This is a genomic window from Rossellomorea oryzaecorticis (assembly GCF_045897515.1).
Taxonomy (GTDB): Bacteria; Bacillota; Bacilli; order Bacillales; family Bacillaceae_B; genus Rossellomorea; species Rossellomorea enclensis.
This window is the reverse complement of the sequence record NZ_JBJOSA010000005.1, coordinates 224,254-247,348: the sequence shown is the minus strand read 5'-3', so window position 1 is coordinate 247,348 and position 23,095 is coordinate 224,254. Positions and strand designations below refer to the sequence as shown.

At 42.6% G+C, this 23,095-nt stretch carries 20 protein-coding genes, 1 riboswitch and 1 other annotated feature; of the genes, 17 read left to right on the top strand and 3 right to left on the bottom strand.

All coding sequences use genetic code 11. The features are described from left to right. The 10 genes from ACKA06_RS08785 to ACKA06_RS08740 all read left to right on the top strand — a co-directional run bounded on the left by ACKA06_RS08785 (position 1) and on the right by ACKA06_RS08740 (position 10,024). A complete protein-coding gene (locus tag ACKA06_RS08785) occupies positions 1-1,152 on the top strand; it encodes a Ger(x)C family spore germination protein (RefSeq protein ID WP_411159442.1) in 1,152 nt (383 codons plus the stop codon). A 123-nt stretch (positions 1,153-1,275) separates the two neighbouring features. Continuing rightward, entirely contained in the window at positions 1,276-1,569 is a 294-nt protein-coding gene (locus tag ACKA06_RS08780; RefSeq protein WP_052011627.1) for a hypothetical protein, read from the top strand. Continuing rightward, the gene (gene coaW / locus ACKA06_RS08775; RefSeq protein WP_052011626.1) at positions 1,566-2,393 is read left to right on the top strand and encodes a type II pantothenate kinase; all 828 of its coding nucleotides are present in this window, start codon (positions 1,566-1,568) and stop codon (positions 2,391-2,393) included. Before ACKA06_RS08780 ends, coaW begins: the two co-directional genes overlap by 4 nt. An 84-nt stretch (positions 2,394-2,477) precedes the next feature. Beyond that, positions 2,478-3,074 carry an SCO family protein gene (locus tag ACKA06_RS08770; RefSeq protein ID WP_321203283.1) on the top strand — a complete coding sequence of 199 codons (597 nt, stop codon included), beginning with the start codon at positions 2,478-2,480 and terminating at the stop codon, positions 3,072-3,074. A gap of 327 nt (positions 3,075-3,401) precedes the next feature. After that, entirely contained in the window at positions 3,402-5,294 is a 1,893-nt protein-coding gene (gene selB, locus ACKA06_RS08765) for a selenocysteine-specific translation elongation factor (RefSeq protein ID WP_411159441.1), read from the top strand. Between the two features lie 98 nt (positions 5,295-5,392). Further along, the gene (locus ACKA06_RS08760) at positions 5,393-5,965 is read left to right on the top strand and encodes a VanZ family protein (RefSeq protein ID WP_052011625.1); all 573 of its coding nucleotides are present in this window, start codon (positions 5,393-5,395) and stop codon (positions 5,963-5,965) included. Between the two features lie 462 nt (positions 5,966-6,427). Next, positions 6,428-7,294 (top strand): GNAT family N-acetyltransferase, encoded by an 867-nt coding sequence (locus ACKA06_RS08755; RefSeq protein WP_052011631.1) that lies wholly within the window; start codon positions 6,428-6,430, stop codon positions 7,292-7,294. Positions 7,295-7,335: 41 nt separating this feature from the next. Then, entirely contained in the window at positions 7,336-7,971 is a 636-nt protein-coding gene (locus ACKA06_RS08750) for an NUDIX hydrolase (protein WP_032088676.1), read from the top strand. Between the two features lie 80 nt (positions 7,972-8,051). Next, positions 8,052-8,678 carry a metal-dependent hydrolase gene (locus ACKA06_RS08745; RefSeq protein WP_032088675.1) on the top strand — a complete coding sequence of 209 codons (627 nt, stop codon included), beginning with the start codon at positions 8,052-8,054 and terminating at the stop codon, positions 8,676-8,678. Positions 8,679-8,729: 51 nt separating this feature from the next. Then, positions 8,730-8,975 (top strand) — a binding site (T-box leader). Between the two features lie 47 nt (positions 8,976-9,022). Beyond that, complete coding sequence (locus tag ACKA06_RS08740; RefSeq protein ID WP_411159440.1) at positions 9,023-10,024, top strand: tryptophan--tRNA ligase; 1,002 nt, start codon at positions 9,023-9,025, stop codon at positions 10,022-10,024. Positions 10,025-10,078: 54 nt separating this feature from the next. On the opposite strand, the gene ACKA06_RS08735 is transcribed toward ACKA06_RS08740, so the two are convergent. Next, positions 10,079-11,212 carry a zinc-dependent alcohol dehydrogenase gene (locus ACKA06_RS08735; protein WP_411159439.1) on the bottom strand — a complete coding sequence of 378 codons (1,134 nt, stop codon included), beginning with the start codon at positions 11,210-11,212 and terminating at the stop codon, positions 10,079-10,081. 385 nt (positions 11,213-11,597) lie between these two features. After that, positions 11,598-11,700, top strand: a riboswitch (SAM riboswitch). 92 nt (positions 11,701-11,792) lie between these two features. On the opposite strand from ACKA06_RS08735, the gene ACKA06_RS08730 reads away from it, so the two are divergent. Genes ACKA06_RS08730 through metH form a run of 4 tightly spaced genes read left to right on the top strand, consistent with a single transcriptional unit; the run spans position 11,793 to position 19,394 of the window. Next, entirely contained in the window at positions 11,793-12,914 is a 1,122-nt protein-coding gene (locus tag ACKA06_RS08730; RefSeq protein ID WP_411159438.1) for a methionine biosynthesis PLP-dependent protein, read from the top strand. After that, complete coding sequence (gene metC / locus ACKA06_RS08725) at positions 12,907-14,091, top strand: cystathionine beta-lyase (RefSeq protein WP_198257683.1); 1,185 nt, start codon at positions 12,907-12,909, stop codon at positions 14,089-14,091. The genes ACKA06_RS08730 and metC overlap by 8 nt, the downstream gene beginning before the upstream one ends. A gap of 25 nt (positions 14,092-14,116) precedes the next feature. Then, positions 14,117-15,967, top strand: a complete 1,851-nt coding sequence (locus ACKA06_RS08720) for a bifunctional homocysteine S-methyltransferase/methylenetetrahydrofolate reductase (RefSeq protein WP_411159437.1) — start codon at positions 14,117-14,119, stop codon at positions 15,965-15,967. Beyond that, positions 15,948-19,394, top strand: coding sequence for a methionine synthase (gene metH / locus ACKA06_RS08715; protein WP_411159436.1), 3,447 nt, complete (start codon positions 15,948-15,950; stop codon positions 19,392-19,394). The genes ACKA06_RS08720 and metH overlap by 20 nt, the downstream gene beginning before the upstream one ends. Here metH and ACKA06_RS08710 read toward each other — a convergent pair. Further along, positions 19,381-19,584 carry a hypothetical protein gene (locus ACKA06_RS08710; RefSeq protein ID WP_411159452.1) on the bottom strand — a complete coding sequence of 68 codons (204 nt, stop codon included), beginning with the start codon at positions 19,582-19,584 and terminating at the stop codon, positions 19,381-19,383. The genes metH and ACKA06_RS08710 overlap by 14 nt on opposite strands. A 285-nt stretch (positions 19,585-19,869) precedes the next feature. Then, entirely contained in the window at positions 19,870-20,079 is a 210-nt protein-coding gene (locus tag ACKA06_RS08705; RefSeq protein ID WP_141687703.1) for a hypothetical protein, read from the bottom strand. A gap of 411 nt (positions 20,080-20,490) precedes the next feature. On the opposite strand from ACKA06_RS08705, the gene ACKA06_RS08700 reads away from it, so the two are divergent. The 3 genes from ACKA06_RS08700 (at position 20,491) to ACKA06_RS08690 (ending at position 23,089) form a co-directional block, all read left to right on the top strand. After that, entirely contained in the window at positions 20,491-21,336 is an 846-nt protein-coding gene (locus ACKA06_RS08700) for an STAS domain-containing protein (RefSeq protein WP_032088667.1), read from the top strand. Positions 21,337-21,477: 141 nt separating this feature from the next. Beyond that, the gene (locus tag ACKA06_RS08695) at positions 21,478-22,458 is read left to right on the top strand and encodes a ring-cleaving dioxygenase (protein WP_064565764.1); all 981 of its coding nucleotides are present in this window, start codon (positions 21,478-21,480) and stop codon (positions 22,456-22,458) included. A 16-nt stretch (positions 22,459-22,474) separates the two neighbouring features. Beyond that, complete coding sequence (locus tag ACKA06_RS08690; RefSeq protein ID WP_214874077.1) at positions 22,475-23,089, top strand: alpha/beta hydrolase; 615 nt, start codon at positions 22,475-22,477, stop codon at positions 23,087-23,089. Positions 23,090-23,095: the final 6 nt, after the last annotated feature.

Genomic DNA, 23,095 nt, shown 5'->3' with positions numbered 1-23,095 from the left:
GTGGTCCTTCGAAAATTCAGCATATGCATACTCGCTTCACTTTTCTTGTTATCGGGTTGTTCAGGTATAAAAAATATACAGGACTTGACTTATATCGTCACAATTGGGATGGATTATGACCCTGACCACGATGAATACATTGTATATCTTCAAGGCTTGAACTTCTTGAATGTGGCCAAACAGGAAACGAGACCGATTGAACCGATACCGACACTGGTTGGGTCGGCGCGAGGGAAAACGCTGAACCTTGCAGTAAGTAAGTTATATAAGCTATCACGGCCCCCATTGTTCTTTGGTCATTTAAAGACCCTGGTATTATCTGATAAAGTGATTGAATATAAATTCAAAGAAGTACTCGAAGATGTAGGAAGGAATAGGTCGTTAAGGCCCAATTTATTGCTATTCACCACTGATCAAAATATTGAAGAGATCTTACACACAAAAGGATTATTCAGCTATCCCCCTGTTTACACCGTATTATTGACTGAGGAAAATATTGAAGCAAATTTAAATGATATTGGTCCTGTCAGCCTCATGTCATTCCTAAGAAGGTATTATGAGCCGATGGGGTCAGCTTTTATTCCAAGATTGTCCATCAATGAAAATGCATGGGAAACAGATGCCCCGAATCCTGTGCTTCTCCTTGACGGTTATTCGTTGTTCCAGCATTCAGACTATAAAGGAATACTTCCGTCAAAAGAAGCAGTGATAGTGGACTGGCTTCTTGATAAAAGAAATCAAATCGATTACGGTATTAATATTGATGACGAATTGGCAGCTACATTTAAATTGACCTCCCAAAAGATGAAAGTGAAAATAAAAGAGGAATTATCACAACCTGAATTTACACTTGATGTCAAAGTGGAAGCAGAACTGCTGGAAAAGGTAAAAGAAGTTCCGTACGAAAAAGTGAAGGCTTCACTGCAGGAATCAATCAAAAAAGAAGTCCAATCAGTGTATGAAAAAGGTATTGAGAAAAAAGTGGATTTGTTGAATATCGGAGAAAAGTATTACAGGTTTAATGGGTCTGATTACAGGAAACTTAGGAATAGCGATCGGTTTTATCTGAACAGGGATTCTTTGAAGAAGATTAATGTAAATGTAAGTATTTCTCATTACAACGCATACCGGTTTAATAAAGCAGATCATTAGTACTGCATGTTCGTAATGATATCTTTCAAAAAATATTACCTGAACTTTCAATTATTATCTTTATATTTCCAGGCAGATTAACTATGATGAAGATACAAGACATACAATAAGCAGGTGATATCAATGAAAATAAGCATTTATATTTTAATTCTAATTATTTCAGCAGCCGTCGCAATCGGATGGAGCTGGAAGAGGCTCCTTGACTTTAACACATATAAAAAACCATTTCTCGAGGGGGTTGCCCTGCAGTTTTTATTCCTTGTAATCGCCTCCATTTGGTGGCTGGTAACAGAGGACATTTCAAACGGAATCATGGGTGTTTTTTATTATCTCGTCGCATTTCTCGTCATCATGGTGATTCACGGATATGTCCTTCACTATCTATTCTCCAAAAAGAAAAAAGAAGTATCAGAATGAGATATTTAGGAATCGACGCAGGCGGAACCCTTACTAAGCTTGTATATGAAGAACACGGCAGGTACCATTATAAAGTCTTTGACAGTAAAGAACTGCCTCAGATGATGAATTGGATACGGCTCACCTCACCGGATTCAAAATTGTTCCTTACCGGCGGGAAGGCTGAAAAGATTAAGATGCTGGTTCCGGAGAGTGCAGTATTTCCTGAATTCAAATCAATAGAAGAAGGTATTCGAAAACTTGTTCATACTCAAAATGAAAAGCTGGATCGATACATCTTGGTGAATATTGGCACCGGAACCTCTTTCTTTAAAGTCGCTCCCAATGAATTCTCCCGTGTAACGGGAAGCGGAATGGGCGGAGGTATGTTCATAGGGCTGGGAGCGCTGCTCACTGGCACAGATGATTTCCATGAACTCGTGGAGATGTCCGAAAACGGAAATCGTGAAGCAGTCGATTTGATGGTGAAGGATGTATATGAAGGGGATGATTCTCCTGTACCTGACTATCTGACGGCAGCAAACTTTGCTAAACTCGGATCTGGAGCAGCATCAACTAAAGATGTGACTCGTTCTTTGACCAACTTGATAGCGGAGACGGTTATATTGCTTTCCCACCAGCTTGCGGTCTCACATCGCTGCCAAAAGCTTGTTTTCATAGGAAGCACTCTAATTGCGAATTCTCCCTTAAAAGAAGATCTCAAACAATTTGAAACCCTTTTGGGGTGTAAGTGTATTTTTATTGAAAATGGATCATTCTCCGGAAGTATCGGTGCACTGAGGCTTGGATTGAAAAGCCTGGGAATTTCACAAAATAGTCATTGATACTCATAGGAAGCGCATTGTCTTTTCCTGTTCTTTCTACTAACATAGAATGAGAGAGAGTAGTGGAAAGCGGAGGAGATTTTAGTGCCTAAAATTAAATTAATAGCGGTCGTGATGGCTGCAGTCGGGATTCTCCTTGCAGGTTGCAGCAATAGTGACTTTCAAGCAGAAACGGATTATGAAATAGCGGATTTCAATTATACCAATCAACAAAATGAAAAAGTAAGTCTCAAAGACTTGGAAGGAAAAGTTTGGATTGCAGATTTCATTTTCACTAACTGTGAAACGGTCTGTCCGCCAATGACGTTCAATCTTACGAAATTGCAAAAAGAACTGAAGAAAGCAGGAGTAGAGGATTATAAGATCGTCTCCTTCAGCGTCGACCCCGAAAACGATACACCGCAGGCCCTGAAGGAATATATTTCAGGATACGAAGCGGATACAGGCAAGTGGGAATTATTGACCGGTTATAAGTTTGATGAAATCAAGGACTTTGCTGAACATTCATTCAAAACAATCGTTGCAAAAGACCCCAATTCTGACCAAGTCATTCATCAGACAAGCTTCTTCCTCGTCAATCAAGAAGGTGTTGTGGTTAAGAATTACAGCGGGAACAGCGATGTACCTTACGATGAAATCACCTCCGACATGAAGACACTTATAAAAGAAGGTTCAAATTAAAAACTGATCGGAAATAGTCGAGTTGGATCAAGCCTCTTTAGAAGGCGGGCTTGTCCGGCCGGCTATTTTTTTATTGAGATCAGCGCTTATGGTAAAGTAAGTATAGTCATTCTATATAAAAAGCAGGTGAGGAATATTCGAAATTCAAAAGGCATATTTATTTTTGATTGTATCATCACAGTAGTGATTCTGTTTTGGACGATCAAATCTTTCTCAGAAGGGGAAAGTATGAAAGGTATCCTGTTTATTGCATGCTTTGCATTGATGACAGGCGTATTATTCACTCATTATAAAAGAAAGAAGAAGTCTTAGAAGAAGCAGGTGAGAATGTTGAGGAAACGGTACTATACGGTCGGAATGGCCGGACATATTGACCATGGTAAAACTGCACTGACTAAGGCCCTTACCAACATCGACACCGATCGCCTAAAAGAGGAAAAGGAAAGGCGTATTTCGATAGAACTCGGTTTTGCCCCGTTTCATCAAGAAGAGGATATGCAGATTTCCATTATCGATGTGCCCGGCCATGAACGTTTTGTGAGGAAAATGATTGCAGGGACAGGTGGAATTGACCTTGTGGTGCTCGTTATAGCAGCCGATGAAGGAATCATGCCTCAAACACGTGAGCATTTGGATATCCTTTCCCTTCTTGGGATTTCAAATGGGATTGTGGCACTTACGAAAATGTCAAAAGTGGATGCGGAACTGAGGGAACTTGCTAAAGATGAAGTGAAGGAAGAACTTGAAGGCTCTCCTTTTGAAAATGCCCCGTTGGTGTTGGTCGACAGTATCTCAGGTGAAGGTATCCAGGAATTGAAGGATTTAATTTTAAAATCGATAGAAGATATACCTGTCAGGAGTTCTGAAGGTGATTTCCGTTTGCCGATCGATCAGATATTTTCACTGAAAGGACAAGGTACCATTGTCAGGGGGACCATATATGAAGGGGAGATAGAAACGGGGGCAGAAGTCACGATACTCCCTCAAGGAATCAAGGCGAAAGCAAGGCAGATACAAGTCCATGGAGAAAAGAGCAGCAAAGGTTGTGCAGGACAGCGTGCAGCCATCAACTTGGCAGGTGTCAATTATCAACAGATTGAGCGCGGAAACGCAGTTGTATCCTCTTCACTCTTTTCTGTCACGGATACAATCGATGTTTCATTGAATACGCTTGGCGGAATAAAGAATGGACTTAAACAGCGTATGGAAATCAAGTTCCATACAGGAACTTCAGAGGTAATGGGGAAGCTTGTATTCTTCGACCGTAATAAAACAGAACAAGCAGAAGACTCTATTCTATGTCAAATCCGGCTAAACGATAAGATTGTAGTTAAACGCGGCGATCGATTTATAATCAGGAGGCCATCGCCTTCAGAAACACTGGGCGGAGGTTGGATTATTAATCCAAGTGGAAAAAGGTACCGCTTTGGCCAGGAAACTATTTCGAAATTGCGTGCGGTAATGGAGGGTTCTGCTGAAGAAAGGATTTTAAGACTTCTTCAACAGAAAAAGAGTGTACCTGTACAATCTTTGATACTTGAAGTCTCCCTTACACAAGAAGACCTTGAGGAATTGCTGAATAAGCCAGGCTGGATTATGCTGCGCGATACTTTTGTGACGCATATAAGTATTGTAGAAAGCTGTGAAAAGAAGATTGTAGATGTCATCAGTACCTATCATGACAGGCATCCCCTTGAAAAGGGAATCAACAAGGGGGAGCTACACTCGATGCTGGAGTCTTTCACTGATACGGTCATCCAGTTCAGTATCGAAAGACTGATTCAGCAGAAGCAAGTATCTGTTGAAAATGGAGTTCTCCGTATACATGATTTTATACCGAGCCTCCCTTCACAGTGGGAAAAAAGGTGCGTGCAGCTTTTACACTCCTTAAAGGAGGATAATTTGAAAGTAAAACCAATAGAAGAATATTTTAAGGAAGCCGGTATCCCTGGATCGTTAAGACAGGAATTTTATTACTTTTTTATTGGACAGGAGTGGATTATTCCACTCGATGAAAAGCATGCGTATGCTTATGAAACCTACAAGAAGGCAGTCAATGAGCTGAAAGGAAAAACAGACCGTAGATTCAATATCACTGAGGCAAAAGAACTGTTGGGTTTATCCCGGAAGTACATGATCCCGTTTTTAGAAAGACTGGATAAAGATGGACATACAGTTAGAATCAACGATGAGAGGAAATGGATTTTTTATCGAGAATAATATGATTATGTTTTTCTTTTTAAGAAAAGTGGTATAAATGTACTTATAGAATTGTATAACTTAGTAAATAGACAAGGCAGGAAAGTAGGAGACGTAAGATGCAGGAATTATGGAGCGCATTTGGATGGGTGATCCCCATTCTTGCACTGTTTACCATGACTTCCCTCCTGGCCGTCTCCGTATGGAAAAAGAAAAAAGGCAAAGGAAGGTGGATGAACCTCCTTCCTGTTTTATTGCTTTCAATTTCCATTGGCGGTATATGTTTGATCACCCTTACACCCATGCTGGGTGACGGAGGCATGAACGGCGGGGTAAAAGGTCATACCAATATGGATCCTTTTTCAAATTTGAGACTGAATCTAATTTATCGGAATCATTTAGATGTGCCGATTCGAAACTTATTAGCCAACGTGTTTTTGTTCGTACCCTTTGCTTTCTTTTCAGGCTGGTGGATGCGGCACCAGCGGGCAATCCTTTTAAAGGTGACATTCCTCGGGGCCATCTTATCATTCCTTATTGAATTGACTCAATACTATCTTCCTTTGGGAAGGGCGACAGATATCGATGATTGGCTTATGAACACGCTTGGTTCTTTTCTCGGCGGGATTATATTTATCACGGGAAGTTTCATATTCAGATTGTTAAGGTTAAATGGCTGGATAAATAGATAAAGCATTACTGAAAAAGATACTGGGATAAAAGTACTTTAGTCTATATAAAACCCGAGCTGATTTGCAGTTGAAGAGGCAAATCAGTCCGGGTTTTTAATTTGTTTAATTCAAATATACATTTTAGACCTTCCCAGAGGTTGATTGGATTGAAAAATAAAGACTCCTGATTGAAATGCGGAAGGGCTCTGCTCAGAGGCTTATGACCTCGAGGGGCTAGCCTCCGGAGCTGCACAGGATCTGCCGCGAGAAGGAGAGGGGCTCACGGGATACCCGCGGAAAGCGAAGTCTTGCACGTAAACCATTAGCTATTCTGTAATTGTTTGTCCCAATCTCTTTCTTTTGTGTAAAGATTTTGAAAAAACCATGTTAATATGGAAATGACTTCAAATAAAGGAGAGAGTATTTGTGGATATTTCGATAGAAAAGGCATCTTTGGAAGATGCTGAATTATTGACCGGCATCATGAAAAAAACGTTTGATCGTGAAGCTGCGAGATGGCTCGGAAATGAGAAGACCCTGGATTATAATATTCAGCCGCCCGGGTATGACTCTGTTAGAAAGAATAAGTACATGATCAGCGAATTGGATGCTTTCATCATTTCAGCCGGTGGAAAACCAGCAGGTGGAATCTATGTGACCATTTCAGGCAAATCATATGGGAGAATCGACCGCATCTTCATTCAGCCGGAACATCAGGGGGAAGGAATCGGGTCCAAGGCGATAAAAATGATCGAAGAAAGATATCCAAACGTAAGGATATGGCATCTCGAGACATCTGCAAAGCAAATAAGTAATCATTATTTTTATGAGAAAATGGGATATAGTAAAACGTTTGAATCCCCGGAGGAGTATTCCTATGAGAAACTGATCCAGACGAAACCCGACGACCAAAAACTTCTAAAGAATGAAGATTTATCTCACAGAATTTATGAACATTGCAGTTTAAACCATTCAGAGTATTATGGGGTGAATATGGAAGAAAGCTCGATCATCAACAGTAATTTAAAAGGTATTCACGTAAGTAACTGTAATATGAGTGAATTGAAATTTCAAAATATTAATCTTACTCATTCTCTTATTGCTGATTTGAATCTTTCAAAAAGTGAATTTGCACATCTATCACTTAGCGGTACAACTTTTACAAACACGGACTTGGGAGAAGAAGGAGAACCCGTGAGCTTTGAGGGATGCAACCTTCAAGGAAGCAAGTTCATAAACTGCGATTTAAAGGGAATTGAGATAAGTGACAGTGATCTGTCAGGAATGAAGATTAATGATATTCCAGTGAAAGATCTGCTGGATGCTTATAAGCGGATTCACAATACATAATGTTCCTGGAAGAATGATAATAAATTGAAGGTGTTGGAACAATGACTGAAGAAAAACTTGCAATCTTCGATGAAGATTATAATAGATTAGGTGAACGTACCCGAACGGAAGTGCATGCCCTTGGGTATTGGCATGAAACCTTTCACTGCTGGATGGCACATTATAATGAGAGCAGGAGTCGAATTTATATATATTTCCAGCTGAGAAGCGAAAGTAAGAAAGATTATCCGGGGCTTCTCGACATTACTGCTGCAGGTCATATTTTATCTCAAGAATCGATGGAAGATGGAGTGAGGGAGATCCATGAAGAATTGGGAGTGGAAATTCCTTATGATCAACTTATTTTTGCAGGGATCATGAAAGAAGAGCTGAACGGCGCAGGAATAGTAGATCGCGAGTTAGCGAATGTTTACTTATATACAAAACCAATTTCTTTTGACAGCTTTCGCTTGCAAACTGAGGAATTATCCGGAATCTTCCGGACGACACTTGATGAGGCTGATCAACTTTTTCATCATGCAGCAGATGAAATCAGTTTAGAAGGGTTTGTTGTAGATGATAATCAGGGATTAATTGATAAGAAGTGGAAGGCAACCCTTCAGGACTTTGTTGCCCATCCTATTTCGTATTTTCAAAAAGTGATAAATAGAATTAAAGATGAACTTCTGGAAAAATAATTCAAGATTCCCATGTTCATTTCGCAATTTATCCTCTATCATGATAGTTTCAATATTTCATTTACTTGAGGAGGGATGTTGTGAACGGAACAGCACATATGGCAGCAGGGGCAGCAGCGGGATTCATCACAGCCAACTCAATTGGGGCAGACTTTGCGTCGACAGCCACACTCGTCACTTTTGGCGGCATTTCGGGGCTTATTCCGGATTTAGATATCGATGGAAAGCTCAGTAATAAGGTTACGTTTTCTTCTAAAATGATTCGTGCGGCAGCTTTGGTGATTGGACTATTAATGATGGTGTACAGCTTCCTGGAAGAAGGAGGGAGTGATCAATGGATAGGGCTGGGGTACGGCGCAGGAATCCTCTTGCTTTCAACCTTCATTACCCAAAGAAGGATGCTGACCTTTACAGGAATCGCCGTCACAGTCGGTGGCTGGCATATCAATGAAACCTGGCTGTGCTTACTGGGAATCTACATAGTGATTGCTTCACTGGTTTCACACAGAAGTTATACACATTCTGTTATAGGCATCATTTATTTTGGCTTTATTGCCCGTTACCTTGAATCCTCCCTTATGATCCAAGGTGTCTTTGAAGCGTGCATGCTGGGCTATGCAAGTCACTTGGCGGGAGACATGAAAGTCCTTCCCTTTAACAGGAGAGGGGTAAAATTGTTTCTGCCTTTTTCTTCAAAGGAAATGTAAAAATATATTGACCAATTATTTCTGTTACTATAAAATATTGGAAATGACATAACACATGCAATGATGAAGAAAAGTAAGCTGTCGAAACAATTCAGAGAGCTGATGGCCGGTGAGAATCAGTGTGGGAAGGCAGACGAATGGGCTTCTGAGCATCCAGGCTGAAGTGGAAAGTAAGCTATGGCGGAGAGTCTCACCGATAAAAGAGGCAATGTATCGAGGTATGTCCCTCTGTACAGGAAAGTGCGTTTGCTTTATGTAAACGAATGAAGGTGGCACCACGGGTTTCCCGTCCTTTTTGGACGGGGAGCCCTTTTTGTGTTTAGGTGAAAAGGAGGTTTGTAAAAGTGAAAAAGCAAGTACTGACAGGAATCAAGCCCACGGGCAGGGTGCATCTGGGGAACTATATCGGTGCCATAAAACCGGCATTGGAGCTGGCGCGCGAAGAATCGTATCAGCCCGCATATTTTGTAGCGGATTATCACGGTTTGACAAAGATACACAACAAAGAGGAAATGAACGAGCTCAGCCGCGGGATTGCCGCCACTTGGCTGGCTTTGGGGCTTGATCCGGCGAAAGCGATTTTCTACAGACAGTCGGACGTTCCGGAGATTTTTGAACTGAGCTGGATTTTAGCCTGTTTTTCCCCAAAGGGATTAATGAACCGCGCACATGCTTATAAGGCGCTTGCAGAGGGAAATGCCCAAGCAGGAAAAGAAGCCGATACAGGGGTGAATATGGGATTGTTTACATATCCGATATTGATGGCATCGGATATTCTCCTATTCCAGACAGAAGTTGTACCGGTGGGGAAAGATCAAATACAACATGTGGAAATTGCAAGGGATATTGCTGAAAGCTTTAATCATACCTATGGAGAAACGTTCACCCTGCCTCACTATATCGTGGAAAAGGAAACGGCCGTATTGCCAGGTCTGGATGGACGTAAAATGAGCAAAAGTTATAATAATACCATCCCATTGTTCGAAGAGCCAAAAAAACTGCAAAAATTGGTCAATAAGATCAAGACGGATTCAAGTCCGCCTGCGGCTCCGAAAAATCCAGATGATTCGATTATATTTTCGTTATATAAAGAATTTGCGTCAGAAGTTAAAGCAGATGAGATGAAGAACCGGTTTCAATCCGGTATCGGATGGGGAGAGGCCAAGAAAGAGCTTTTTGAAGTCATGAATGAGTTTTTGGAAGAGCCTCGTGAAAAGTATCGTGAATTGATGGACTCTCCTGAAAAGCTTAATGAAATTTTAATGGATGGTGCTGAGAAAGCAAGAAAGAAAACGAGACCATTCTTGCAGGAGGTGAAAAGGAAAATAGGGATTCTTCATTCATGACATTAAAAATACAAGCTGCCGATCTAGTTGAATGGCAGCTTGTATAATATAGGTTTATGGTTTTAATATCACCTTGATATTGCCGTCCTCTTTCTTATCGAAAATCTCGTATCCACGCGCTGCATCTTCAATGGGAATACGATGGGTAATAATATCAGTCGGGTCAAATTCTTTGTTTTCGATCATATCGTACAGTTTTGGCATAAGGTGTATGACTGGGGCCTGTCCCATTTTGATGGAGACATTTCTGCTGAAGAAGTCCCCTATTGGAAAACGATTTGCTTCTGTGGCATAAACACCTGTCAATTGCACGGTACCGAATTTTCTTACCGATTGAGAGGCCGTTTTTATCGGGCTGATGGTCCCGAATTGATTATCGAAATCAGATCCGAATGTTTGATCAGGTGGAACGGTCCCGTCCATTCCGACACAGTCAATCACAACATCAGCGCCTCCCTTTGTATATTCATGGAGGACAGAACCGATATCAGGGGTCTCCTTGAAGTTATACGTTTCAGCATTATTTGTGCGTTTAGCGTGCTGGAGCCTGTGATCGACCTGATCGACTGCGATTACCCGCTCGGCTCCTTTCAGTTTAGCGAATTTCTGGGCCATCAACCCAATTGGTCCGCTGCCAAGGACAATGACCGTATCGCCTTCTTTCACTCCGCTGTTCTCTACGCTCCAATAAGCTGTAGGAATGACATCCGAAAGGAAGAGGACACTCTCATCATCAAGACTGCTGGACTCGGGCACTTTGAACGAAGTAAAGTCTGCATAAGGGACCCGAAGGTATTCTGCCTGACCACCCGGATAGCCGCCGTTCATTTCTGTAAACCCAAATAACCCGCCGACCTCTCCATGAGGATTTGAGTCGTCACATTGACTTTCCATCTGATTCTTACAGAAGAAACACTCTCCGCATCCGATATTGAAAGGGATGACTACACGATCGCCTTTCTTTAAACTTTTAACATTCGAACCTACTTCCTCTACAATCCCCATCGGCTCGTGCCCCACTACGTAATCTTGTTCAGGCTCGATTCCGCCGTGATAAAGATGAAGGTCAGAACCGCAGATGCCGCTTGCAGTAATCCTCACAATCATATCGGTATTCTCTTGAATATCAGGAGTTTCAACTTCTTTTACCACCATTTGTTCTTTCCCTTGGAAAGTTACACCTTTCAAGCAAATCACATCCTATCTAAGTATTTCTATACATTTAGACTTTAAGTAGATACTTTAAACATTTCTTATTGAATCTCATTTGTAACCTAAAACATTTTTGACGTGAAATGACGAAGTATTCATAATTTTCATTGACATTTAATAAAGTATGTTGTAAGTTATGAAGAAGTTATTTTAATAAAGTTTTTGGAGAAAGCTCTTTTCGCATACTTTGTTGCTCAATACACAAGAAAATACCGGAACTTTGGTATTTTCTGATGTTCGTCCACCTGTAGATTAACTTGAATTCGAAAAGAGCACGTATACAAGCAACATTCAGGCTACTAGTCAATTTACGAAAAGCAACAATCTTTTAGAAAACATCCTTGTAGAAAAACTAAATAGATTCTTATCAAGAGAGGTAGAGGGACTGGCCCGGTGACACCTCAGCAACCAGCATGGCGCATGGTGCTAATTCCAGCAAGTTGATTCAACTTGGCCGATAAGAGGGAGAATGAATGATGAAGCCTTCTTATATTGCATAAGGGGGCTTTTTATTTTATACCCCTTTTCATTTTACTGAGAAAAGGAGAGGCGAAAAGTGAGTAAACACATTGATACAATCCTCGTACAATCCGGTAATCGTACAGACAGCAGGACAGGTGCAGTCAGTCCGGCAATATACTTATCTACTGCATATGAGCATCAGGGAATCGGAAAATCTACTGGATTTGATTATTCCCGCACAGGAAATCCAACCAGGTTCATTTTGGAAGACACATTAGCCCAGTTGGAGGAAGGCAGGAGGGCCTTTGCGTTCAGTTCCGGTATGGCAGCCATCCAGGCAATATTGAATTTGTTTTCCTCGGGGGACGAACTGATTGTTCCCGAAGATCTGTACGGCGGCAGCTATCGGCTTTTCCTTCAGTATGAGAATCAATACAATATCAAATTCCATTTCGTCGATACAGCAGATGAAAGCAGAATAATTGAGAAGATAAATGGAAGCACGAAGGGCATCTTCCTTGAAACACCAACCAATCCGCTTATGAATGAAGCGAGTATTTCGACCGTTTCTTCCGTTGCAAAGGATAACGGCTTACTGCTGATTGTGGATAACACCTTTTACACCCCAATCCTGCAAAAGCCAATAACAGAGGGGGCAGATATTGTCGTCCACAGTGCCACAAAATATTTAGGCGGCCACAACGATGTGCTGGCGGGTGCGGTCATTGCACGAGACGAGGATCTCGGAGAAAAGATATACACAGTCCAGAATTCCATTGGAGCAGTCCTTTCACCGTTTGACAGCTGGCTTCTGCTCCGCGGTATGAAAACGTTGAGTTTGAGGATTGCGCAGCATGAAAAAAATGCCCGCGTCATCGCAGAATATCTGACGAATCATGAGTGTGTGACAGATGTCCTGTACCCGGGCAGAGGAGGGATGTTGTCCTTTAGGATTTCAAGAGAAGAGTGGGTCGGTCCCTTCCTTGAAAAATTGAAAGTCATTACATTCGCGGAAAGCCTCGGAGGCGTTGAAAGCTTCATAACTTATCCAGCCACCCAGACACATGCTGATATTCCCGTAAAAGAAAGGAATAAAATCGGTATTTGCAATCGTCTTTTACGTTTTTCTGTTGGAATTGAAAATGTCGGGGATATCATTGCTGATTTGGACAATGTTTTTAATCAACTAAAAGGAGAGGTGCTTACTCATGAGTAGAAAAACTTACTCTCAACAAACATCCCTTATTCACTCTCATGGATATGACCGGCATACTGGAGCTGTTTCAATTCCTCTTTACCACGCGACCACTTTCCATCAACAAGATTTTGATCAGTTTGGAACCTATGATTACAGCAGATCTGGTAATCCAACCAGGGAGGCATTGGAGGATACGATTGCTGAACTTGAAGGCGGTGTCCGGGGATTTGCCTTTTCATCAGGCATGGCAGCTATTTCAACCACTTTTATGATGCTTTCTCAGGGAGATCATGTATTGATTTCGGAGGAAGTGTACGGTGGAACCTATCGCTTGATCACTGAGGTTTTGAACCGTTTCGGTATTCAATACTCTTTTGTCGATATGGGTGATCTTCATGAGGTGGCACGAGCAATCAGGGTGAATACTAAAGTGATTTATATTGAAACGCCTTCCAATCCACTGCTCAATATTACCGATATTGAAGGGATTGTGAAATTGGCGAAAGCCAACGACTGCCTGACATTCCTGGATAATACATTTATGACGCCTCTTCTTCAAAGGCCGTTGTCGCTCGGGGTGGATGTAGTCCTTCACAGTGCTACTAAGTTTCTGGCGGGACACAGTGATGTACTTGCCGGCCTCGCTGTGACTGGATGCAATCAAGTTGCTGAGAAACTGGCATTCTTGCAGAATTCGTTCGGTGCGGTTTTGGGACCACAGGACAGCTGGCTGTTATTAAGAGGATTAAAGACTCTTCATGTCAGGCTCAAGCAGTCATCTGAAAGTGCATCTAAAATAGCCCGTTTCCTCGAAGCAAGAAATGAGGTGGAAGAAGTGTATTATCCGGGGCTTAGCTATCACAAGGGTTATAAAACTCATGTCAGGCAGGCAGAAGGACCAGGCGCTGTATTATCATTCCGCCTCAAAAGTGAAAGGGAGGTAAGGGAATTGAAGAGGCATGTGAATATACCCGTATTCGCCGTAAGCCTGGGTGCTGTGGAATCCATCCTCTCATATCCTGCAAAAATGTCCCATGCATCGATGCCGAAAGAGGAAAGGGAAAGGCGGGGCATCACAGACGGGCTGCTGAGGCTGTCAGTCGGCCTGGAGAATGCAGACGAGTTAATCAGTGATTTGTCCCATGGGCTGAATTCAATCAATTTGTCATCACCGAAAAAAGTCATCCATTTATAGTTTGCATTAATGAAGGAGGAATTGTGTGAAGCCGCTCAAAGAATCTTTAAAAGAAAGAATCTTGATTGCTGATGGAGCAATGGGGACACTCTTATATTCATATGGAGTTGATCGATGTTTCGAGGAACTGAATCTCTCACACCCGGAGGAAGTATATAAAGTCCACAGGGATTATATAGAGGCAGGGGCGGATATCATCCAGACCAATACGTATGGGGCCAATTATGAAAAACTCTCAAGGTATGGCCTTGAGGATTCAGTAAAGGAAATCAACACTGCGGCTGTAAGACTTGCTAAAAAAGCTTCAGGCGGTTCAGCATATGTGGTCGGAACCATTGGGGGAATCAGGGCGATAAAACAAAACGTCTCACTGGAAGAAATCAAAAGAAGCTTCAGGGAGCAGCTGTATTGCCTTCTGCTTGAAGGTGTTGATGGGATCCTTCTTGAAACCTATTATGATTTTGAAGAGTTGACGACAGTCCTTAAAATCGCGAAACGGGAGACAGATCTTCCGATAATTGCCCAGGTTTCCCTGCATGAAACGGGGGTACTGCAAAATGGAATGAAGGTAAAAGAGGCATTGCATCAGCTTGAATTTTCAGGTGCTGATGTTGTTGGGATCAATTGCAGGATGGGACCGTATCATATGGTCGCTTCCCTGGAAGAAGTGCCGCTCCCTAAGAGTTCGTTTCTTTCAGTCTATCCAAATGCAAGTCTGCCGAACTATGAAGAAGGCAGATTTTATTATTCAGCAGAACCAGGGTATTTCGGGGATATCAGCAATGAACTCCGCAGTCAAGGTGCAAGAATCATAGGGGGGTGCTGCGGAACGACACCTGATCATATCCGGGCTGTAGCAGCGAAATTGAAAAGCCGGGTCCCTATTACGGAAAAGAAGGTGAAGCTGACTAAATCTGTAGAAATTGTTTCCCGCCCTATAAGTGAAAAGCTCCTTCACCATAAAGTGAATGAAAAGAAGACGGTCATCGTCGAATTGGATCCGCCTAAGCATCTTGATACAGACTTATTCTTTCAGGGAGCTCAGGCACTAAAGGAGGAAGGAATCGATGCATTGACGCTTGCTGATAATCCCCTCGCATCGCCGCGTGTGAGTAATGAAGCAATCGGGACAATGGTTAAAGAGAAGTACGATATTTCACCTTTGGTTCACATCACATGCCGTGACAGGAATTTGATCGGCCTTCAATCTCATCTGATGGGCCTGCATACACTTGGGATTCATAATATCCTGGCGATTACCGGTGACCCTGCAAAAATCGGGGATTTTCCCGGTGCTGCTTCCGTGTATGATTTATCCAGTCTCGAGCTGATTGAACTAATCAAACAAAATAATGAAGGCATATCATTTTCCGGCAAGTCTCTCAGACAAAAAACACAGTTTTCAGTCGGTGCAGCGTTCAATCCCAATTTCAGGCATATGGATGCTTCTGTGAAACGCCTTGAGAAAAAAATAAAAGCTGGTGCTGACTACTTTATTTCACAGCCAGTATTTGGGGTGGAAGAAATGTTCCAGATATATGAAGCAACCAGGCATTTGAATACGCCGGTCTTTATTGGCATCATGCCTCTGCTCAGTTCGAGGAATGCAGAGTTCCTTCACCATGAGGTACCCGGAATTAAAGTGCCTGAGGCAACCAGGCTGAGAATGAGAGAAGCGGGTAAAGACCCCATTCATTCCCGGGCAGCCGGTATGGAGATCGCAAAGGAACTATTGGATACAGCACTTACTCTATTTAACGGAATCTATCTGATTACACCGTTTGTCAGATATGATATGAGCATAGAATTACTTCGTCATATGAAAGAAAAAGCAGGGATTGAGAAGGAGGTTCCTTATGGCCGTCACATTATTTGAAGAACAGCTTAGAAAGAAAATACTCGTCCTCGACGGCGCTATGGGGACGATGCTGCAAAAGGCTGAATTAACACCGGAAGACTTTGGCGGGGAGGAGCTTGATGGGTGCAATGAAAATCTTGTTCTCACAGCTCCTGAAGTCATATACAATATTCACCGGGAATACCTGGATGCAGGAGCCGATGTAATTGAAACGAACACATTCGGAGGCACTCCGGTTGTACTTGATGAATATGGATTGGGAAAAAAAGCATATGAAATAAATAAAACAGCAGCTGAAATTGCAAGAAAGGCTGCAGATTCGTATACAAATGCAGACTGGCCACGATTTGTGGCGGGCTCTATGGGGCCAACGACAAAAACGTTATCGGTAACCGGGGGAATCGGTTTTGAGGAACTGGCTGAGAACTACCGTATACAGGCGAAGGGTCTTCTGGATGGTGGAGTTGACGTCCTATTACTGGAGACAAGCCAGGATGCGCTTAATGTGAAGGCAGCCAATCTCGGTATACAGGCTGCCTGCAAAGAAAGCGGCAGGCAGGTGCCTATTCTCTTATCTGGAACCATCGAACCGATGGGTACGACATTGGCAGGTCAGAATATTGAAGCTTTTTATTTGTCGCTTGAACATTTGAATCCCCTGGCTGTCGGGTTGAACTGTGCGACAGGTCCTGAATTCATGAGGGACCACCTCAGGTCTCTTTCAAATTTAGCAACCACTTACGTAAGCTGCTATCCGAATGCCGGGCTGCCTGATGAAGAAGGCAATTATCATGAAACCCCTGAATCACTAAGCTTGAAAATGAAAGGGTTTCTTGAGAAAGGATGGCTGAATCTTTTAGGAGGGTGCTGCGGGACAACCCCCCGGCATATAGAAGCGTTATCTCGGATGGCAAAAGAATTCGAACCAAGAATCCCAAATGATACACATCCCCATGCTGTTTCAGGCATAGAACCGTTTATATATGAAGATAAGGACAACCGCCCGATTCTCGTCGGTGAGCGTACGAACGTGATCGGTTCCAGGAAATTCAAAAGGCTGATTGCCGAGAACAAAATAGAGGAAGCCTCCGAAATTGCAAGGGCCCAGGTGAAAAATGGAGCGCAGGTCATCGATATCTGTGTGGCAGATCCTGACAGGGATGAAGTGGAAGACATGAATACTTTCATTCAAGAAGTCGTAAAAAAAGTGAAGGTGCCGCTCGTCATTGACTCCACTGATGAAGAGGTGCTTGAGACTGCGTTGAAATATTCTCAGGGGAAAGTGATCATCAATTCCATCAACCTTGAAGACGGGGAAGAACGATTTGAGAAAATCATTCCGCTCATCAAGAAGTTTGGGGCGGCGGTTGTCGTCGGTACCATTGATGAAAAAGGAATGGGAGTGACCTCTGCCCGTAAGGTAGAAATTGCTTTGAGATCACAAAAACTGCTGACAGAGAAATATGGGCTTCCTCCACAGGACATTATTTTTGATCCGCTTGTCTTCCCCGTAGGTACAGGAGATGCACAATATATAGGTTCAGCGAACGCAACTGTTGAGGGGATCAAGAGAATCAAAGAACTTCTTCCTGAGTGTCCCCATATTCTCGGGATCAGCAATGTTTCCTTTGGCCTCCCTCCAGTCGGCCGGGAAGTATTGAATGCAGTATTTTTATATCACTGTACAAAAGCAGGGCTTGATTATGCAATTGTGAATACGGAGAAACTCGAGCGGTTCGCATCGATCCCGGCTGAAGAGGTTGAGCAGGCAGAAAAGCTCCTGTTCGATACGACGGATGCAGCTCTGGCAGCTTTTACTGAATTTTATCGGGGAAAGAAAAAAGAAACCAAAATACCCGTAAATACAATGACTCTGGAAGAAAGGCTTGCTCATTATATAGTGGAAGGTACAAAAGAAGGGCTTATTCCAGATCTAGAAGAGGCACTTAAACAGTATCATACTCCGCTGGACATCATCAATGGTCCTCTGATGGATGGAATGAGTGAAGTGGGCCGTTTATTTAATGATAATCAGCTTATTGTGGCAGAAGTTCTCCAGAGTGCCGAAGTAATGAAAGCATCGGTCGCCTTTTTGGAGCCTCATATGGAACAGGGAGAAACTTCTTCTTCCAAAGGAAAAGTGATTCTTGCTACCGTAAAGGGAGACGTTCATGATATCGGAAAAAATCTGGTGGACATCATTCTCAGTAATAATGGTTATGAAGTGAAAGACTTGGGTATCAAAGTGACCCCGCAGGAGTTAATTGAAGTGATTCGAAAAGAAAAACCGGATATAGTCGGTCTTTCAGGCCTTCTGGTGAAATCAGCACAGCAAATGGTCGTGACGGCTCAAGATCTGAGGCTGTCAGACATTTCGGTTCCCATTATCGTCGGCGGGGCAGCTCTTACCAGGAAATTCACCTCAACCAAAATAGCGAAGGAATATGGCGGGCTGGTAGTATATGCAAAAGACGCAATGGATGGATTAAGTATCATCAATGGAATGCAGGATAGAGGGACGAGAAAGAAGTGGGAAGAAGAAAGCCGGCAGAAGTTAATGGAATTAGAAAGCAGACCTGCACCTGAACCACGTAGTGATTCACCTGTTGCTGTAAAGGTGCGTTCAGAAGTAGCCAGGGATGTCCAGGTTTATACTCCGCCGGATCTGGAACCGCATATCATCAAGGATTTTTCCCTTAATCAGATCCAGCCATATATCAATCAGCAGATGCTCCTTGGACACCATCTGGGAATCAAGGGGAAAGTATCCCGGCTATTGGTAGAAAAAGATGAAAGGACAATCAGAATAAAACAATTGACGGATGGATTATTCAAAAGGGCAGCAAAAGAAGATATTATTCATGCATCCGCACTCTATCAATTTTTCCCGGCTCAGTCAGAAGGGGACGATGTCATCATTTACGATCCGAATGATTCATCAAAAGAAATTGAGCGGTTTCATTTTCCGCGTCAGAATCAAAACGACCATCTTTGTTTAGCCGATTATCTTCGGCCGGCAGGAAGCGGTGAGATGGATTATGTCGGTTTCTTTGCAGTCACGGCCGGCCGGCAAATCAGAGAATGGGCTGCATTATTAAAGGGTGAGGGGAAATTCCTTGAAAGTCATGCTATTCAGGCGTTGGCACTGGAGACGGCTGAAGGACTTGCTGAAAGGGTGCATGAAATGATGCGAAGCAGATGGGGATTTCCTGATCCGGTCGACTTCACGATGCAGGAGCGTTTCCGGACGAAGTATCAGGGTCAGCGATATTCCTTTGGATATCCTGCATGTCCTGACCTTGAGGATCAGAAAAAACTTTTCAATCTCCTCAAACCCGAGAGAATAGGCATTGAATTGACAGATGGTTGTATGATGGAACCGGAAGCATCTGTAACAGCGATGGTGTTTGCACATCCTGAAGCCAGATATTTCAATGTACTTTAGAAATAATAAAAAAATGGGGGTAGGACAAAACATAAATTTTCATGTTTAAAACGAACATTTCAGAGTGGACTATAAACAACGCTAATGATTTCCGTGCAAGACTACGCTTTCCGCGGGTAGCCCGTGAGCCTCCTCGGCAAGCCTGCGGGGTCTCACTTGTCCAGCTGCAGGGCTTAGAGGCACAGGTCATAAGCCAAACCGGCCAAGAAGGCAAAGAACGCCTTCTAGGCCAATTCGTCTTATGCCCCCCGCCTCTGTTCAAAGCCCTTCTGCTTTTCTTATAAGCTACTCTTCCCGCAGGAGTCTTCGTCTTGCACTCCAATCAAAACGCTGAATGTGCTAAATCCTAAATGTACAATGAACAATAAAAAACCCGAGCTATTTTGCCTCACCTCATGCAAAATAGTTCGGGTTTTACTTATACTATATCACTTGTGTCCCAGCCTCATATTTATTTTAGTGAATCATCAATAAATCACTCCCGGGTGGAAGCCGTATATGCCATCAATTCATCTCTGCAAACTTGGAAGTCAATGTCGATTCTTTCCAAGATCTTTTCTTCAGAAAAGCCTGTAATCATTGATATATTCGTAATACTGGGTGTCAATCCCATGTTTCGGCAGAATTCACAAGCACTTCTTATCGAAAGGACTTCAACTGATAATCTAGAAAGTTTTCGTTTCACCTTCATCAACTCCCCAATTAATTGGCCGGTGGCAGGAAAAAGTTATCAAAAACCTTTTGGATCAATTTGTGAGTCCCGGAAGTGTAGTTCATTCTGCATATTTCAATCATAATCGACATAATATTCAGATATCTTTCTCTTATTATATACCCTAACATGTGTGGATGCGAGACAAAAGTGACATTCACAAGGATTTTTTTATTAATATTCATTTTATTGAATGTTTTTACATAAATACAAAATAATTGGAATGCCGGATTGCTGCTTCTGCGTGATTTGGCTCATTAATATTGGTGTCAGGGTGATTACTATATTATAATAGAAAGGAAAACATCACTTTACAGTAATAACAGATAAAGTCACAGGCATTGGTATACAATTTAAATAAACAATGGGGGGAACACATCCTATATGCATCGCAGCAAACATTTACATACATATCTTCTAAGCAAAGCACGTCAATTAACGGACTCCTGGTATGAATCTATCGATAAGAGCAAAGTTAGTGGAGTATACTCCTCTAATGACCCTGAAACAGTAGAAAATTTAAAAAAACAAAATTTTGAGTTCCATCAATTATTTTGTGAAGTTTTCACAATAGAAAAAGAAACCTTTTATAAGCGTCTGGATGATTGGGTACTTTCCATTGCAGAAGATAAACACCATCTGGAAACACCTACCCATCATATCATTCAGGAGTTCATGCGGGTCCGAAATCAATATCTTGACTTTGTGAATGAATTCGCACAGAAAAGTGAGGATCCCAAGGGCTCGGATCTGCTTAGGATTTGGGAGGATACCGTCATTGAATCATTTGACAGGGTGATTCTCAGGTTCATGGAACTGCAGAACGAGGTTGTAGAAAGACAGCTGAAGTCTCAGGAACAGATTATCCATGAACTCAGTACACCACTCATCTCCTTGAATGAAGATACTGCGCTTGTGCCTCTCATTGGGAATATTGACCCTGAACGAGCTAAGTTGATCCTGGAAAATACATTAGAGCAATGTGTCCAAAAAGAAATATCCTATCTGTTCATCGATCTTTCCGGTGTTGTGATGATTGATACGATGGTTGCACATCAGTTATTCCAGCTGGTAGATGCTCTTGAGCTTATCGGTGTGAAGCCAATCCTTTCGGGTCTGCGCCCTGAAATTGCACAGACTGCTGTTCAACTCGGATTGAAATTTGACAGACTGACGATTACGTCTACCCTAGCCCAGGCTATCACAGTTAAAAGTAATGAACATATTTAAACAAACGATCCCGCCTGGCTGTAGGCGGTTTTTTTCTGCACATAAATTTTGAATTAAAATATCTTGAATTAAAGATAAATATATTGTAAGCTATTAGCAGAAGATAATTAAATACCATTATCAACAGGGAGTGAGTAAGGAATGAATTTAAAACCATTAAAAGGGCAGCACCACGTGTCTTCCATAACAGCCAACGCTAAGAAGAACTATGAGTTTTACACGAAAACACTTGGTCTTCGTCTTGTGAAGAAGTCCATCAACCAGGACGATACTTCTGTTTATCATCTTTTTTATGCCGATGAAAGGGGAAACCCGGGAACAGATCTCACTTTTTTTGAGATTCCTCATGCAGGAAATACGTATAAGGGAACAAACAGTATCTCATTGACTTCCCTGAGAGTGAAAAGTGATGAAGCCCTGACGTATTGGAAGAAGCGCTTTGAAGAATCAGGTGTTGAGCACGATGAGATATCTCATCGTACAGGAAGGGCTGCACTGGGTTTCCGGGATTTTGAAGGGCAGCGGTTGATGCTCGTATCGGATGAAAACAATACAGGAGTAGCGGGTGGAAAACCTTGGGACAAGAGTCCTGTTCCAGTCGAGTATGGGGTCGTAGGACTCGGTCCGGTTAACCTTACAGTAGCAAGGGGAGAGCTGACCGCAAAAGTATTGACTGAAGTGTTGGGCTACCGCGAAAAGGGTACGTTTCCTGCATATGAAAAAGGACAGCCTGATATCCGTGTGTTTGAAACAGGAGAGGGAGGTACAGGGGCTGAGCTTCATCTTGAAGAACGGAACGATCTGCCGCAGGAAAGACCTGGACGGGGAAGTGTTCACCATGTGGCTTTCAGGGTTGAAGATGAAGAGGAGCTGCGCAAGTGGGTGGATTGGATTACCCAGACGCGTCTGCCCAATTCCGGATTTGTAGAACGTTATTATTTCCGTTCACTTTATTTCCGGGAACCCAACGGCATTCTTTTTGAGTTGGCTACGGACGGTCCCGGTTTTGAAACAGATGAAGACTTCGACAGCTTAGGTGAAAATCTGTCCTTACCGCCATATTTTGAAGCTCAGAGAGAATCCATTGAATCCAGGTTAAAACCTTTGGATACGAAAGAATGAACAGGGAGGAATGAAATTGAAGCATATCTTCAACAAAGGGACGAATAAGCGATTGCCTGTCTTATTACTGCTGCATGGGACCGGTGGTGATGAACGGGACTTGCTGCCGCTTGCTGAAATGATTGCGCCTGAAGCATCTGTATTAAGTGTTAAAGGAAGTGTGAATGAGAACGGGATGGCGAGATTCTTTGCACGTCTTAGAGAAGGGGTCTTTGACGAGGAAGACTTAATCTTCCGTACCAAAGAATTAAATACTTTTCTTGATGATAGCGCTAAGGAATATGGTTTTGATCGATCAAATATAGTAGCACTGGGCTATTCTAACGGTGCTAATATTGCTGCAAGTCTTATGTATCATCATGAACATGCACTTAAAGGCGGGATCCTTTTTCATGCAATGGTGCCCCGCCGGGGAGTATCAATTCCGGATTTACATGATTCGCCCGTTTTCATCGGCGCAGGAAATAAAGATCCGTTGATTCCAGCTGACGAAACCGAAGAATTGATCAGGAACCTCAAAGAGGCGAAGTCCACTGTAACCGAGTACTGGACGGATGGCGGTCATGAATTGAGAAGAGAAGAGGTCGACGCAGCAGCGGAATGGTTCAAGAGTAATTTCGTTGAAAAATAATCAAAC

Bases quoted from the DNA above. Each gene is read 5' to 3' on its own strand.
- ACKA06_RS08780 (WP_052011627.1), top strand. From the start codon at position 1,276: ATGAAAATAAGCATTTATATTTTAATTCTAATTATTTCAGCAGCCGTC.
- coaW (WP_052011626.1), top strand. From the start codon at position 1,566: ATGAGATATTTAGGAATCGACGCAGGCGGAACCCTTACTAAGCTTGTA.
- selB (WP_411159441.1), top strand. From the start codon at position 3,402: ATGTTGAGGAAACGGTACTATACGGTCGGAATGGCCGGACATATTGAC.
- ACKA06_RS08760 (WP_052011625.1), top strand. From the start codon at position 5,393: ATGCAGGAATTATGGAGCGCATTTGGATGGGTGATCCCCATTCTTGCA.
- ACKA06_RS08755 (WP_052011631.1), top strand. From the start codon at position 6,428: ATGAAAAAAACGTTTGATCGTGAAGCTGCGAGATGGCTCGGAAATGAG.
- ACKA06_RS08750 (WP_032088676.1), top strand. From the start codon at position 7,336: ATGACTGAAGAAAAACTTGCAATCTTCGATGAAGATTATAATAGATTA.
- metC (WP_198257683.1), top strand. From the start codon at position 12,907: ATGAGTAGAAAAACTTACTCTCAACAAACATCCCTTATTCACTCTCAT.
- metH (WP_411159436.1), top strand. From the start codon at position 15,948: ATGGCCGTCACATTATTTGAAGAACAGCTTAGAAAGAAAATACTCGTC.
- ACKA06_RS08710 (WP_411159452.1), bottom strand. From the start codon at position 19,584: ATGACCTGTGCCTCTAAGCCCTGCAGCTGGACAAGTGAGACCCCGCAG.
- ACKA06_RS08700 (WP_032088667.1), top strand. From the start codon at position 20,491: ATGCATCGCAGCAAACATTTACATACATATCTTCTAAGCAAAGCACGT.
- ACKA06_RS08695 (WP_064565764.1), top strand. From the start codon at position 21,478: ATGAATTTAAAACCATTAAAAGGGCAGCACCACGTGTCTTCCATAACA.